This window comes from Bradyrhizobium sp. HKCCYLRH3059 (genome assembly GCF_051168035.1).
In the GTDB taxonomy this organism is placed as follows: Bacteria; Pseudomonadota; Alphaproteobacteria; order Rhizobiales; family Xanthobacteraceae; genus Bradyrhizobium.
Map to the genome: position 1 here is coordinate 146,353 of NZ_JBNPUF010000009.1, position 14,473 is coordinate 160,825.

Annotated in this window: 12 protein-coding genes; all 12 read right to left on the minus strand. The window is 65.4% G+C overall.

All coding sequences use genetic code 11. The features are described from left to right. Positions 1–9 precede the first annotated feature (9 nt). On the minus strand, positions 10–855 hold the full coding sequence (locus ACQR13_RS26650; RefSeq protein ID WP_315717439.1) for a phosphoenolpyruvate hydrolase family protein: 846 nt from the start codon (positions 853–855) through the stop codon (positions 10–12). A gap of 5 nt (positions 856–860) precedes the next feature. Further along, the gene (locus tag ACQR13_RS26655; RefSeq protein WP_316193688.1) at positions 861–3,080 is read right to left on the minus strand and encodes an ABC transporter permease; all 2,220 of its coding nucleotides are present in this window, start codon (positions 3,078–3,080) and stop codon (positions 861–863) included. Beyond that, a complete protein-coding gene (locus ACQR13_RS26660; protein ID WP_315717437.1) occupies positions 3,073–3,855 on the minus strand; it encodes an ABC transporter ATP-binding protein in 783 nt (260 codons plus the stop codon). Before ACQR13_RS26660 ends, ACQR13_RS26655 begins: the two co-directional genes overlap by 8 nt. Beyond that, positions 3,848–4,936: a branched-chain amino acid ABC transporter permease gene (locus tag ACQR13_RS26665; protein ID WP_316193687.1), complete on the minus strand. Its 1,089-nt coding sequence runs from the start codon at positions 4,934–4,936 to the stop codon at positions 3,848–3,850. Before ACQR13_RS26665 ends, ACQR13_RS26660 begins: the two co-directional genes overlap by 8 nt. Position 4,937: 1 nt before the next feature. Further along, the gene (locus tag ACQR13_RS26670; protein ID WP_315752526.1) at positions 4,938–5,948 is read right to left on the minus strand and encodes a branched-chain amino acid ABC transporter permease; all 1,011 of its coding nucleotides are present in this window, start codon (positions 5,946–5,948) and stop codon (positions 4,938–4,940) included. A gap of 199 nt (positions 5,949–6,147) precedes the next feature. Then, positions 6,148–6,972: an AraC family transcriptional regulator gene (locus ACQR13_RS26675; RefSeq protein WP_316192080.1), complete on the minus strand. Its 825-nt coding sequence runs from the start codon at positions 6,970–6,972 to the stop codon at positions 6,148–6,150. Positions 6,973–7,091: 119 nt separating this feature from the next. Continuing rightward, a complete protein-coding gene (locus ACQR13_RS26680) occupies positions 7,092–8,342 on the minus strand; it encodes an ABC transporter substrate-binding protein (protein WP_315752524.1) in 1,251 nt (416 codons plus the stop codon). 314 nt (positions 8,343–8,656) lie between these two features. Then, positions 8,657–9,010, minus strand: coding sequence for a hypothetical protein (locus ACQR13_RS26685; RefSeq protein WP_316170919.1), 354 nt, complete (start codon positions 9,008–9,010; stop codon positions 8,657–8,659). Between the two features lie 197 nt (positions 9,011–9,207). Further along, a complete protein-coding gene (locus ACQR13_RS26690; RefSeq protein WP_315827783.1) occupies positions 9,208–10,539 on the minus strand; it encodes a lysine N(6)-hydroxylase/L-ornithine N(5)-oxygenase family protein in 1,332 nt (443 codons plus the stop codon). Between the two features lie 18 nt (positions 10,540–10,557). Further along, on the minus strand, positions 10,558–11,619 hold the full coding sequence (locus ACQR13_RS26695; RefSeq protein WP_434863404.1) for a GNAT family N-acetyltransferase: 1,062 nt from the start codon (positions 11,617–11,619) through the stop codon (positions 10,558–10,560). 133 nt (positions 11,620–11,752) lie between these two features. Beyond that, positions 11,753–13,486 carry a cyclic peptide export ABC transporter gene (locus ACQR13_RS26700; protein WP_434863405.1) on the minus strand — a complete coding sequence of 578 codons (1,734 nt, stop codon included), beginning with the start codon at positions 13,484–13,486 and terminating at the stop codon, positions 11,753–11,755. Next, complete coding sequence (locus ACQR13_RS26705; RefSeq protein WP_316164880.1) at positions 13,483–14,466, minus strand: alpha/beta hydrolase; 984 nt, start codon at positions 14,464–14,466, stop codon at positions 13,483–13,485. The genes ACQR13_RS26700 and ACQR13_RS26705 overlap by 4 nt, the downstream gene beginning before the upstream one ends. Positions 14,467–14,473 lie beyond the last annotated feature (7 nt).

Here is a 14,473-nt window from a genome sequence, read left to right on the forward strand (position 1 = left end):
GTTGTCGCCTCAGACGCGGCGTGGCCGCGCGCTGATTGCCTTGAAATGTCGTACCTGCTCCGTCAGTGCGCGCTCCACCGGCAGCCGCTCCATCGAGGAGGCGCCGTAGAAGCCATGGCAGTTCTTGGTGTGCTTCATGATGAAGTCGGCGTCGGACGGCTCCGCGATCGGGCCGCCATGCGCCAGAACTAGAATCTCGGGGTTGACACTGAGCGCGGCCGAGGCCCAGCTGTCGATCAGGCCGGGACAGTCTTCGAGCTTGGGCGCGGTCTGCGCGCCGATCGAGCCGCCGGTTGTCAGACCGAGATGGCAGACGATGATGTCCGCACCCGCGATCGCCATGCCCGCGGCCTGGGCTTCATTGAAGACGTAAGGCGTCGTCAGCAGGTCCTTGTCATGCGCGCGCCCGATCATGTCGATCTCCAGCGCGTAGGAAATGCCCGTCTCCTCGAGATTGGCGCGGAAAGTGCCGTCGATCAGGCCGACGGTCGGGAAGTTCTGCACACCGGAGAAGCCGAGCGCCTTCAGCTCATCGAGGAACACATCCATGTCGCGGAACGGGTCGGTGCCGTTGACGCCCGCGAGCACCGGGGTCGACTTCACCACCGGCAGCACCTCGCTGGCCATCTCGACCACGATGGCATTGGCGTCGCCATAGGCCATCAGTCCGGCGAGCGAGCCGCGGCCGGCCATGCGATAACGGCCGGAATTGTAGATCACGATCAGGTCGATGCCGCCGGCCTCCTCGCATTTGGCCGACAGGCCGGTGCCGGCGCCGCCGCCGATGATCGGCACGCCACGGCGCACCATGTCGCGAAACTTCTTCAGCAGCGGTGCGCGCTCATATCTCGGCATGACCATCACCTCGCCTGTCTGCGCCGCGCCGGCAGCCGCCCGAGCATCGGCCGGATGGCGCCGACGACCACTGCTGCGAACTCATTGTCGTTGATGTGATGCGGCACGCGGATCAGGCGCCGGCTCGAGGTCTGCCGTACGGTCTGCTCGAGACTGCGGAACAGCGCCTCATCCGCCTCGCGATCGAAGAACGGCTGCCCGGGCGCATCGAGCGCGGAGACGCCCTTTTCCGGCAGGAGAAACCGGACCGATCCATCCATGCGATTGAGCCGCTCGCCGATCCAGCGCCCCATCTGCGCGTTCTCCGCGGCCGTCGTCCGCATCAGCGTGACCTGCGGATTGTGCACGTGGAATTTGCGGCCGCGGTAGCGCTCGGGAATGGTCTCGGGCGCGCCGAAATTCACCATGTCGAGCGCGCCGACCGAGCCGACATAGGGCACGCGGCTGCGGATGATCGCGCCGAAGCGATCCTCGGTTGCCGGAAACACACCGCCCATCAGCAGGTCGCAGACCTCGGTCGTGGTGAGATCGATCACGCCGGCGAGCATGCCGGAATCGACCAGCTTCTCCATCGAACGGCCGCCGACGCCGGTGGCGTGGAAGACGAGGCACTCGTAGTCATCGCGCAGCTCGGCCGTGAGCTTCTGCACCGCCGGCGTGGTCACGCCGAACATGGTGATGCCGATCGCGGGACGTTGCGGTCGGGTGCTGTCAGCGACAGCGGACTGCCGCTCGCGGGCCATCACCATGCCGGCTAGCGCATGCGCGCCATTGCTCAGCACCGCGCGCGAAATCGAATTGAGACCCTGAACGTCGGTGACCGAGTACATCATCGCGATGTCGGCCGGCCCGACATAGGCGCCGACGTCACCGGATGCGACAGAGGAGATGATCAGCTTGGGCACACCGACGGGGAGCTCGCGCATGCCCGGCGCGACCAGCGACGTTCCGCCGGAGCCGCCCGCCGAGATGATACCTGCGACATTGTCCTGCCGGCGCAGCCAGCGCCCGAACGCATCCGCCATCGCGGTGACGGATGCGCCGCGATCGGCACCGAACACGGCGGGACCGCCGCGCGGATGATTGAGTGCGATCTCCTGGGCCGAGACGTCGCAGCTCGTATGGCGTCCGCTGGTGGAGACGTCGACCAGCCGGGTGCGCAGCCCGTGGCTCGCGACGAGATCGCGGATGAAGCGCAGTTCGTCACCCTTGGTGTCGAGCGTGCCGGCGACGATCACCGCGGGCGGACCTGACGTGATCGGCGCGGCGCGCTCACGGCCCTGGCGCGCGGCCTCGTCAAGTCGGCTGACGCTGGTGGAGAGCGTGCGCGCCTTGGCCTCGATCTGCGCGATCGGCACCGGCTGCGACCAGCGCGTCGGCAGCACGGGATTAGAGACGTAAACCTTTACGGGCGCAGCTTTCGGCGTCGTTGATGCCGCCGCACGTGCGGCGGGCCTCTCCTGAACTTCGCCCGTCCCGAGATCGGTCTCGTCGCCGGCATGCTGGCCGACACCGAGCAGGCGCTGCTGCAGTTCGCGGTCGGCGGCGAGCCGGGCCGAGTCGATGATACGGTTGATGCGGCCATTGACCATGATCGCGACGCGGGACGAGATCGCGGTCGCAACGCCGATGTTCTGCTCGATCACGAGCACCGCCATGTCGCCGTCCTGGCTGAGCCGGATCAGCATCTCCTCGACCTGGGCGACGATGACCGGCGCCAAGCCCTCTGTCGGCTCATCCATGATCAGGAGCTGCGGATTGGTCAGCAGCGCGCGCGAGATCGCCAGCATCTGCTGCTCGCCGCCCGACAACTGGCCGCCGCCATTGTTGCGGCGCTCGGCGAGCCGCGGAAATGTTTCGTAGACGCGCTCGACGGTCCAGGCGCCGCGGCGCAGGCCGGCGGCGAGTCGCAGATGCTCGTCGACGCTGAGCGAGCGCCACAGACGCCGCCCCTGCGGCACATAGCCGACGCCGAGCCGCGCGATGCGCGCCGGATTGAGCCCGGTGATATCATTGCCGCGCAGACGCACCGTGCCGGCGGACGGCCGCAGCAGGCCCATGATGGCCTTGCACAGCGTCGTCTTGCCCATGCCGTTGCGGCCGACCAGCGAGAAGACGCCGCTGTCGAGCCGGAGATCGACGCCCTGCAGCGCATGCGAATGGCCGTAGTACACGTCGAGGCCGCGGACCTCGAGCGCAGGCGCGGAGCGGCGGACGTCATTCATGGCCGCCTCCGAGATAGAGCTCCTGCACCTCCGGATCGGATTCGATCTCCTGCGGTGCGCCTTCCTTGAAGATGCGGCCGTTGTGCATCATCGTCACGCTCTCGACGACGCGCAGCGCCACGTCCATGTCGTGCTCGATGATGATGTAACCGATGTGCGGCGGCAGCGACGTCAGGATCTCGACCAGCTCGCGCCGCTCGGTCGGCGACAGACCCGCCGCCGGCTCGTCGAACAGGATGAATCGGGGCGCGCCGGCCAGCGCCAGCGCGATCTCGAGCTGCCGCTGCTGGCCATGGGCGAGCTCCGAAACCAGTTGATCACGCACGGACGTCAGATGCACGGCCTCGATCAGGCGCTCGGCCGCCTGCATCAGGGCGTCATTGGCGCTGGGACGCAGCATCGAGAAGCGCGCTCGCGAGACGCCACGGCATGCCAGATAGACATTGTCGCGCACCGACAGGCCGAGGAACAGCGCCGAGATCTGGTAGGTGCGGCGCAGCCCGCGGCGGATCCGCTCGTAGGGCGGAAAGGCGGTGATGTCCTCGCCGAAGAAGCGGATCGTGCCTGAGGTCGGCAGGAAGTCGCCGGTCACGCAGTTGAACAGGGTGGTCTTGCCGGCGCCGTTCGAGCCGAGCACCGCGCGCCGCTCGCCGGGCCGCACCGTGATCGTGATGTCGGTCAGCGCGGCGAGCGCACCGAACATCCGCGTGACACCGCGCAATTCGAGGGCTGCAGTCGAGCCGAGCGCCGAGAGCCGGTCAGCGACCCTATCCATGGCCGTGACCTCCGGGGCGCGACCTCGGCTCCGATGCCCCGCTGCGACGGCGCCACCGCTCATAGAGCCCGATGACGCCGTCGGAGGACCAGAACACGATAGCGAGAAAGCCGAGCCCGATCAGCAGCCGGAACCGGTTGCCGTCGAGCCCGACCTTCACCAGGAAGTCGAGCGCGAAGGTGCGCAGGATGACGAAGATGAAGGCGCCGATATAGGGCCCAACCGGCCGGGTAATGCCGCCGACGACGGCGACGATGAGAATGTCGATGCAGCGCTCGACCGCGACAGATCCGGGCGAGATCTGCCGATAGTTCCAGACCTGCAGCACGCCACCCATGCCGGCGATCAGGGCCGCGAACGCATAGGCGGCGATGCGATGTGCATTGACGTTGAAGCCGAGCGCGGCCATGCGTCTGGGATTGTCGCGCACACCCTGCAGCGCCAGGCCGAACGGCGCGCGCGACAGATAGAGCACAGCGAAATAGCCCAGTGCGGCCACCGCCAGCGTCAGGTAATAGAACGCGACGTCCATGCGCCAATCGACGCCGAGAAAATGCGGCGTGGCGATCGTGTTGATGCCGGTGTGGCCGTTGAATATCGCCCAGTTCTGATTGGTGAAATAATAGAACGCCGCGCCGATCGCGAGCGTGATCATGATGGTGTAGATGCCCTCGGTGCGTACCGCCAGCGCGCCGCCCAGCGTGCCGAACAGCACCGCGAGCACCAGGGCCATCGGCGTCGCCAACCACCACGGCCATCCGAGGCTGATATTGGCGTTGCCGCTGACGCCGAACACGGCGACCATGTAGCCGGCAAAGCCCGCGATCGTCAGCTGCATCAGGCTGACCATGCCGCCATAGCCGGCGAGGAACATCAGGCTCAACGCGATGGTGCCGAGGATCAGGGTCGTGCCGAAGATCTCGATCAGGAAGAAGCCGTTGGCGATCAGCGGCATGATCAGCAGCAGCGCGGAGACCGCCCAGGCCCAGGGCTGCTCGGTGGCCGACCATGCGGCCGGCTGCCGTGCGGCGCCGCCTGCCAGCATGCTCTCCCGCGCACGTGCCTCCTGGATCAGCGACATCTCATCGCCTCGCCAGGAGGCCCTGGGGCCGCAGCGCGAGCACCAGCACCATGATCAGGAAGGTCACGACGATCGCATAGGTCGGGATGTAGACCGAGCCGAGCTGCTCGGCGAGCCCAATGATCAGCGCGCCGAGCGCGGCTCCCGGGATCGATCCCATGCCGCCGACGATGACGACGACCAGCGAGGCCAGCAAAAAGCGCGTGTCCTCGCCGGGTGAGATCGACTGGAAGGTTCCGCCGACCACGCCGGCAATGCCGGCCAGCCCCGCGCCCAGTGCGAACACCAGCACGAAGACGAGCTGAATCTGCACACCGGTCGCCGCCAGGATCTCGCGATCATCCACGCCGGCGCGCACGATCATGCCGACGCGGGTGCGGTTGAGCGCGAGCCACATCGCGACGCCGATCACGACGGAGCCGCAGAAGATCACCAGCCGCACCAGCGGATACTGCAGGAACACAGCCTCGCCCGACGATTTCATCGCCGTCATCAGCGGCAGCTGTACCGGCCCGATCAGCCAGGCTGGCGTCTGGATCTGATAGAAGTCGCCGCCGAACGCCCACAGCATCAGATCGGCGAACACGATCGAGAGGCCGATCGTCACCATGGTCTGGCGCAGGTCCTGGCCCTCCATGCGACGAAAGACGAGCAGCTGCAGGAGAACGCCGATGGCCGCGACGAGGATGAAGGCGGCGACGAAGGCGAGGATCCATGACCCGGTCGCGGCGGACACGCCGTAGCCCACATAGCCGCCGAGCAGATAGAGCGAGCCGTGCGCAAGGTTGACGTTTCGCATCAAGCCGAAGATCAACGTGAACCCGCTCGCGACCAGGAAATACAGTCCGCCCAGCGTGATGCCATTGAACACCGCACTCAGGAACACCTTCTTGCGGCCGATCGCCTCCTCGAGCCCCGGCGGCCAGACGGCGAAGATCAGCCACGCCAGCAGCGCCAAGGCGAGAAGAACAATGAGGGACCAGATCGGGTGACGCTCGATGAAGCGGCTCATCAGCCCGCCCTCACGACAAGAGGGACGGATCCGTCGTCACAGCGGAAAGGTGCATTCAGCCGAAGATCGCCGGGTCTGCCGGCCATCGCTCGTCCTCCCTCGTCGGATCCTTTTGCGGATCACGTTGCCCAGAGTGTAGCGGCAGACGAGAGTGCGCACTTGATCGACAGTCTCTTTTCGCGCGACGCGCAGCAGCACGTCAGGCGCGCAGCACCTTTGCAGCGCGGCGATAGTCGGTCGGCGCCATGCCGACATTGCCGGCGAAGAAGCGCGTGAAGCCGCTCTGGGAGGTGAATCCGAGATCGAAGCCGATGTCGGCAATCGGTGCTTCCGTTGCCACGACGGCATCGAGCGCCCGCTCCATCAGCAGCGTATTCAGATAGAGATTGGGCGTCACTCCGGTCTGGCTGCGGAACAGCCGATAGAAATGCGGCCGCGATAGTCCGGATTCGCGGGCGATGTGATCGAGCTCGATCTCGGCGCACGGACTGTCCGACATCAGCTTGATGCACTTGCGAACACGAAAATCCGTCACTTCCGCGCATGGCCGCTCGGGCATCTGCTCCGAAACGCGCCAGCTTTCCTCGTAGCAACTGTCGATCAGCTGCCGCAGCTCGCCGTCGAGGCAACCGAGCGATGGCGCGCCACATACCAACGCTGCGGCGCGGCGAATGCAGCGGTCGAGCGCGGCGGTCCGCCGGAAGCAGGTACGACCAAACCGCAAGCCCTGCTCGCGCGCGGCCGATGGCGTGAACCACTCCGCATTGACGTAGAGCACGAAGAAGATGGCGCCGTTGCCGACATCGTTCGGCAGGAAATTATGCGGTTCCCACGGATTGACCGCGACGATCCAGTTCTCGCCGATCTGATAATGCTGATCGCAGACGTCAATATCGGCCGGCGTCCCGCCAACGTGAAAGATCAGATGTCCCTCGCGATGGGCATGCACATTGAATGGCCGATTGAGCTGATAAACCGTCGCACGGCCGAAGCGAGCATGAAAGACGGCGAGCGCCCTACTCATCACTTCCTCACCGAAATGGTTCTTATTGTTCGTCAGCGTCGATCATCGCTTGGCAGAAAGCAAGGGACGCGACGACGCGGCCCGAGCCCGCTCGAGCCGCGTCGCCCTCTGCAGAAAGGTCAGTACTTCTTACATTCAGGCACGGTGCGGCTCGGCAGGCCGATCTTGGCGAAGGTGGCGGCATCATATCCCAGCGTCTGGTTGACGTCGGGAATCACCTTCACCACCTTGCTGAACAGCGCGCCCTTGCCGTCGTCGACGACCTCGGTGACGAAGTTGGTGCCGATGGCTTGGCGGTTGGCGTCGAGCTTGATCTTGCCGTTGGGAGCATCGATCTCGATCTTCGCCAGCGCCGCCTTGAGCTTGGCCTGGTTGTTCGACAGATCGCCATTGACCTCGCGCAGCGCCAGGATCAACGCCATGGTCGAACCATAGTAGTTGGTGGCAAGCAGCGACGGGCTCGGGAAGCGCTTCTCCGGCGGGAACGAGTCCTGATAGGCCTTCACGAACTTCTGCCAGCGCGGATCCTCCCAGGTATCGGCCTGACCCGACGCCGCAATCGTACCGATCAGGGCGTTCTTGGCATTTCCCTTGGACGACAGGATGGTCTGGTCGATCATGATCGAGCCGCCCATCAGGTGCGCCTTGCCGCCGGCCTGCTGATACTGGTTGAGGAAGTTGACGGCATCGGCGCCGCCGAGACCGAGATAGATCGCATCGACGTCATCGGGCAGCGCCGCAATCACCGACGCGAAATCCTTGGTGCCGAGCGGGACCCATTGCCGGCTGGTGATCTTGCCGCCCAGGCCGCAGAACTCCAGCGCCAGGCCGAACACCTGGGTGTAGATGAAGGAATAGTCTTCGCCGACGGTCGCGATCTTGCGATAGCCCTTGGTCTCGTAGGCATATTTGCCGAGGCCGACCTGCCATTGGGCGCCGTCCATGTTGAAGCGGAAGAAGTTCGGCGCGGGATCGACATAGGTCGTCTCCTGTGCGCCGGACGCGGCGTTCACGAAGGTCAGCTCAGGGTGCGTCTTGGCGAAGTTCTTGACGGCGATGCCCTCGTCGCCCGACAGCGGCGACAGCAGAATCTGTACCTTGTCCTGCTCGATCAGCTTGCGCACGGCACGGACGGCCGAGTCCGGCGTGGCGTCGGTCGACGCGACGACGAATTCCAGCTCCTTGTCGCCGACCTTCTTGCCGAGCACGTTCAACGCGGTGACATGTCCGCGCATCCCGTCCTCACCGAGCACGGTATAGGTGCCCTCCAGCGTCGCCGTGACGCCGACCTTGATCTTTTCCTGCGCGAATGCCGTGCCGGACAGCAAAAGCGCCGTGAACACGGCGATACCTACACTTCGCATGTGCATCGAACTCCTCCCTTGTCGCCCATTGCTGGGGCACACGAGCGTGTGCCGGCCACTGTTTCTCTGGCCATGTTGGCAGCGGACCTTCCCGGCGCCTCGCGTCATCTCTGACGAGCGACGGTCAGTCCCCATCGACCGCGGAGGCTACCGGATGAGCCGAGCGCGCGTGCAACCCGCCTGGCCTCGACCTTGACGACGAGTCTCATTTTCCATGATGCGACGCGATAAGGGCGTAACGCATTCCGCGTACGTCGCGGTCCCGTCAGTCCCCGGCAAGCGTGGTCGGCGGCCTCGCCGCGCTGCAGAGCCCGAGCAACTCAACTGCCTCGGCCCGGCTCCCTCGGGATCGTCTTGGCGTTCAGTCGCCGCGATCGTACCGTCACCCGGGAGCGACGAATGCGCCGCTTCCGGAATTCCAATCCGCACATGACGATATCGATGCTTTCATTCGGGTGCCGCACGCGGCGCCCGTGGAACGCGAGCCATTTCTCGACCTGCCGCACGACCACGCGGCCGAGGTCCAGCCGCCGCACCAGCTCTTCACGCGTATGCAGCGAGGCGATGTCGACGATGTAGTCGAGCCGCTCCGACATGGTCCGGCCGACGAGCCGCGCGTACTCACTCGATACCAGCAAGGTTACGACCCGCTCAGGCAGATGCGGCTCACCCATTTCCAATCCTGCACTCCACCGTGCCCACCGGCCGACCCGAAAGGTCGGCAATCCGGCAAATGCAGGCACGGCGCCCCCCGATGACAATTCGACCGTGACACGCCAGGGACGGCCCGGTCGCCGCGACGATATCCTTTCGCCTCATTCCACGACGCCGCGCGCGGCGCGCTCATCGTCGCTCTGCACTCGACTTTCCATCACGAGTACACGCGCTCCGCCCGGTCGTGAGACGGCGCTGCATCCTGGTCTCTCCCCGTTGTCGACACGAGCGACTTCGTGATCTCCTGAGCCCGCATCGGCAACACCGAGAGCAGCGTGTCGCTCAGGCCGTGCGAGGTTTCGGCGCAGCCTTGGACATAGACTTGTGGACAAAACGCCGGGCTTGTCTGCAGACGATAGTCGCGATCGAGCGACGCCGACTCGATGTAGCGGCTGATCGGATCGAGACACGCCGGGACCGGAGATCGCTCGTAGCCGGTGGCGAGCACGACGGCATCGTACACTGCCCGGCGGCGGACCTCCTCGTCCTTGTTGACGAACTCGAGCTCCATCCCCTCCGGGACGGCATGAGCTGCGACGATCTCGCTGCGCGGATGGAGCGTCAGCTTCCGAGCCCCGGCGACACGCTGTTGGTACGTCATCCGGTAGAGCTGATCGAGCAGGTCGGGGTCGACCACCGCATAATTGGTATTGCGGAAGCTGCGGACGATTTTATCGCGCTGGCTGTCGGACCGCGAATGGAAATAATCGGTGTAGTCCGGGTTGAAGATCTCGTTCACGAACGGGCTGCTATCGGCCGGCTTGAGGGCGTGCCCGCGGAAGACCAGATCGATGTGGGCGTCGGGAAACCGTTCGCTGAGATCGAGCGTGACTTCAGCCGCACTTTGCCCGCCGCCGACGACCGCCACCCGCGGCGACCGGCCGTCCGATCCTGCCGCAAGCAACGAGCCGAGATAGCCGCTGGTGTGCACGACGCGCGGATCCATCGCGATCGCTCGAAATACCGACGGGATGTGCGGCACGCCGCCGACGGCGGCCACGAGGTGCCGCGTGACGCGTGACCGTTCTTTCCCGTCAGCCATGCGCGTGAGCACGCGAAGCGCGGTGACGGACTGGCCGGCGTGCACGGGCTCGACAGCCTCGACCGTCTCTCCATACGCAACCATGCCGCTGAACTGACCGGCGACCCAACGGAGGTAGTCGTTGAACTCGATCCGGCTCGGATAGAACGTCTTGCAGTTGGTGAAGTCGAGCAGCCGGCCGGATTTGTGCAGGTAGTTGACGAAGGTGAACGGACTGGTCGGATCGCGAAGCGATACGAGGTCCTTGAGGAAGGAGATCTGCATGTTGCTGCCGGGCAGCAGCATGCCGCCATGCCACTTGAAGTCCTGCTGCTTCTCCAGGAACAGGGACCGGCATTTCAAGCGCTGCTGTCTCGCGCAATCGTCGAGCGCGATCGCCAGTGCGAGGTTCGATGGCCCGAAGCCAATGCCGACGACATCATAGTCAGGGGCAGGATGATACGACATGGTGATGCTCCGTCCGCGCTAGGCTTCTGTGGGTGCTTCATTGGTCGCCGGCTGCCACAGCCGGTCGCCGAAAAAGCGCTCGCGCAGCAACATGACCAGGGTTGCCCGCTTGTGTGGGAACTCGAAGTTCTTGAGCCGGGCAAACCCAGCCAGATCCAGGTTGCGCAGCTGCTGCGAATGCGCCGCCGCCGGCTCGCCGACGATACGCTCGGTGCGGCAATCGTCGAGGAACATGTAGTGCATGAGCGAGGGAAGCCAGGCCGTGATGAAGCGGCGGCCCCGGAAGCCGTCCTCGCCAACGATCACGTGCCAGCCGCGATCATAGTCCGCCGCATCGTAGAACGGCGCGATGCGATTTTCCTTCGCCCAATAGAGCTCGAAATAGCCGAACGGCTGATCACCGAAGGAGCCGATCAGCGGCACCATGTGCGGGTCCGACATGATCCGCGACAGATACTGTCGGTGCTTGTCGATATCCCCCGCTTCATTCCAGAACGAGTCGACCCGCGGATCGTTGAGCCAGCGGTGGACCAGCAGGAGATCGCGAGCGATGTCGACGACGCGAAAACTGACGACGTCGGACAGCCAGGGAATGAAGCGGGCGTAGACGGTGCCGACCGGCTTGGGCGGCCGCCGCGGATGGCGCCTGCCGTCGGTCATCGCGTAGGACAGCGGAAACGCCGGGCGCGCAGCGTCCGTCAGCCAGTTCCCGCGAAGCTGCATCACCATGTCCGGATACAGCGCCAGCCTGCCGTCGGTCGCGACCGCAACGCCGTGTTTCGCCAAGGCCGATGCTGCTGCCGGTTTGTCGTCAAGCGTGATGACGAGCCTCTCGAGCGACGGCGCCCAGCCGAAGACCGCTTCGGCCATTGCCACCACTCCGCGCGACACCCGGCGCCAATCATCGATCCCGTCGTGCACGATCAGACGCGTCAGTTCGCCATCCGGCCGAAGCGACAGCAATGGCGCGCCGTCCGCGATCACCCGGAGCCCGTCATCGTCGCGAACGACCGACATTGTCGCATCGGTTGCGACAGGGAATGTCCGGACACTACCCCTAACGCTCGCAGTCGCGCTCATGCGAACTCCTTCCCTCTCATTGATCTGCACGGGCGCCATCTCTGTCCACTCCCGCTCAGGATGTAGATCGGCCGGCATGACGAAGACAACAAAGTCTGTAGCGCTGCCTTTAGATTAACTACAAAGATGCGGCTCACGGATTCGATGCTCCAAGCGACGGAGCGGGCTCCTGCATAACGGTCGTGAGCGTGCGTTGCCTTTGTGCCGGCTCGCGGCGTTCAGCGGCGTCGCTGGCGTCAATCCGACCGTCGCGCAGGCGCACGATCCGATCGGCGCAGTGGAAGTAGCGATCGTCGTGTGAGATCACGATGATCGTCTTGCCCAGACGTTTGAGGTCGGCGAGCAGCTCGGTGTAGAAGATTTGACGGAACGCCGGGTCCTGGTCGGCCGCCCATTCGTCGAACACCAGCACCGGCCGTCCCTCGATCCAGGCATTGATCAGGGCGAGCCGCTTGCGCTGGCCCGTCGACAGGTCGGTGGTGGAGAATGCGCCGCCATCGATCGAGACCTTGTGGGCGAGCTCGAGACGGTCGAGATAGCGCTGCGCGAGCTCCGGCCGCTGACTGCTCTGCTGCGCCAAGGTGTCGAACAGGAAATAGTCCGAGAATATTGTGGTGAAGAGCTGCCGATAATCGTCGCGGGTCTCGTTGACGACCGGGCTGCCGTCGCGCAGCAGCACGCCGCGGTCGGGCACATAGAGTCCGAGCAGCAGCTTGATCAGCGTCGTCTTGCCGCTGCCGTTTTCACCGACGATGAAGACGATCTCGCCGCGGCGAACGCGAAGGTCGATCGGTCCGATGGTGAAGGGGCGCTCGGACGACAGCGCGGGGAAGGCGTAGGAGACGCCGCGCAGTTCGATCGATTCGATCTGGTCGGCGGTTCGATCCTGCGGATCATCGAGCAGTTCCGCCTCTGCGGCGGTGAAACGGTCCGACAACTCGGCGATCCGGCGCATCGCGACCTGCGCGCGGCCGAGCGACGGCAGCATGCCGATCAACTGGTCGATTGGTCCACGCATGAACAGCAGCACCAGAACGAAGCCGCTGGACACCGAGGCCGGGCTGTCGGGCCACAGCAGTGGACGCAGCACCAGAGCGGTCCCGATCACCAGGAACAGGAGAACCGTCCCGAGCGCGCGCGCCGTCACGAGCAGATTGATGGCCTTGATCTGCACGTTGCCGATCCGGTCGACCGTCCGGCCGATCAGATCGACATGGACGTGGCGCCGGCGCGGGCGATGCAGGCGCAACTCCTTGGCGCCTTCGGAGATCGCGCGGTAATGCTTCTGCAGGTCGTCTTCGTATTGGCGCGCGAGAGTGAAGCCCATCATTCCGCGCTTGCGGGCGAGATAATGGACGAACGACCCGAGCGCGATCAAGGCTGCCGTTACCAGGAACAGCGGCCACGACAGCACCGCCAAGTAGATCAGGCAGCCGGCGACGATGACGCCCGACACCAGGAAGGCCGGAAAGAAGAACGCGAAATCGCTGATGGCGTCGACATCCTTGGTCAGGACCGGGATGAGGCGGTGCGACCGATAGGATTCGAGCTGGTCGATCGGCGCCATCAGTATCTTGGCGGCCAGTGACTTGCGCAACGAGGCCACGATCCGCTGGCCGACGACATTCGCGCTGATGTCAGAGCCGACCGACCCGATCACGATCAGAATGCAGAGACCCGCGAACGAGGCGACGAGGCCACCGACGTCGCCTGCCCCTGCGTAGAGGCCACGGTTCACCACGGCGAGCAGCCCCGCAACGCTGGCGCCGCCGAGGAGACCGAGCAGAATGGCTGCGGCGAGCAGCAGCCAATAGGGCCGCAGCAGGCTTCCGACGCTGGCAACGCCTGGATTGGATGACGTCATCATGGATTGCCGGCTCCCATTCGCGTGGCGAAGACAGCGGCGAGCTTGGCGCCGATGTCGGCGCGGGCGTGCAAAGCGTCCGGAACGACGTTGCCCATGCGCAGGAACTCGTGGATCATGCCGGGATAGACCTTCAGATCCACGGCGGCGCCGGCCGCGCGCAAGCGTGCGGCATAGGCCCGCCCCTCGTCCGCCAGCGGATCGAACTCGGGGAGCACGATCAGCGCGGGCGCGACGCGCGTGAGATCGGACGCGGCCAGCGGCGCAAATCGCCAGTCGTGGCGATCGGCGTCATGGCGGAGATAATGGTCGAAGAACCAGTCCACGGTCTCGCGCTCGAGCAGATAACCCGAACCGTATTTCTCGTAGGAGTCCGAGACCTGCTGCGGGCTGAGCCCGGGATAGGCGAGGACCTGAAGGACAGGCTGCGGTAAGGCCCGGTCGTCGCGCGCGGCGATCGCCAACGCCGCGGCCAGCGTGCCCCCCGCACTGTCGCCGCCGATCGCGACCCGCCGCGGGTCGAGGCCAAGTGCAGGCCCCTCGCGCCCGATCCAAGCGAGGGCATCGACGCAGTCCTCGAATGCCGTCGGAAACCGGTGCTCCGGCGCCAGCCGGTAGGCGATCGACAGCACTGCCGCGCCGCTGTCATCGGCAAGGCCCCGGCACAACGGCTGGTGCGAGTCGAGGCTGCCGACGACGAAGCCGCCGCCATGCATGTAGAGCAGCACGGGCATCGGATCGGCGACGTCCAACGGCCGCGCTGCATAGAGGCGCCCGGCAATCTCCGTCGCGTCGCGCATCGGCAGCGCAAGCTGCCTCTCGAAGGCGAGCGGCGGCGGATCGACATCCAGCAGCGGCGAGGAGGCGTCGAAATCGGCACGCGCCTGCGCCGGCGTAAGTTGCGGAAACGGAATGCGCGCGCCCGATTCCGTTCCGAGCTGGATCATCTCGAGCAGTGCCGCGATATCAGGATGAAGGCCCATGGTCACC

Coding starts and splice junctions, on each gene's coding strand:
- ACQR13_RS26655 (WP_316193688.1), bottom strand. CDS start 3,080: ATGAATGACGTCCGCCGCTCCGCGCCTGCGCTCGAGGTCCGCGGCCTC.
- ACQR13_RS26690 (WP_315827783.1), bottom strand. CDS start 10,539: ATGTCGTATCATCCTGCCCCTGACTATGATGTCGTCGGCATTGGCTTC.
- ACQR13_RS26650 (WP_315717439.1), bottom strand. CDS start 855: ATGCCGAGATATGAGCGCGCACCGCTGCTGAAGAAGTTTCGCGACATG.
- ACQR13_RS26680 (WP_315752524.1), bottom strand. CDS start 8,342: ATGCACATGCGAAGTGTAGGTATCGCCGTGTTCACGGCGCTTTTGCTG.
- ACQR13_RS26695 (WP_434863404.1), bottom strand. CDS start 11,619: ATGAGCGCGACTGCGAGCGTTAGGGGTAGTGTCCGGACATTCCCTGTC.
- ACQR13_RS26670 (WP_315752526.1), bottom strand. CDS start 5,948: ATGAGCCGCTTCATCGAGCGTCACCCGATCTGGTCCCTCATTGTTCTT.
- ACQR13_RS26685 (WP_316170919.1), bottom strand. CDS start 9,010: ATGGGTGAGCCGCATCTGCCTGAGCGGGTCGTAACCTTGCTGGTATCG.
- ACQR13_RS26665 (WP_316193687.1), bottom strand. CDS start 4,936: ATGTCGCTGATCCAGGAGGCACGTGCGCGGGAGAGCATGCTGGCAGGC.
- ACQR13_RS26700 (WP_434863405.1), bottom strand. CDS start 13,486: ATGATGACGTCATCCAATCCAGGCGTTGCCAGCGTCGGAAGCCTGCTG.
- ACQR13_RS26705 (WP_316164880.1), bottom strand. CDS start 14,466: ATGGGCCTTCATCCTGATATCGCGGCACTGCTCGAGATGATCCAGCTC.
- ACQR13_RS26675 (WP_316192080.1), bottom strand. CDS start 6,972: ATGAGTAGGGCGCTCGCCGTCTTTCATGCTCGCTTCGGCCGTGCGACG.
- ACQR13_RS26660 (WP_315717437.1), bottom strand. CDS start 3,855: ATGGATAGGGTCGCTGACCGGCTCTCGGCGCTCGGCTCGACTGCAGCC.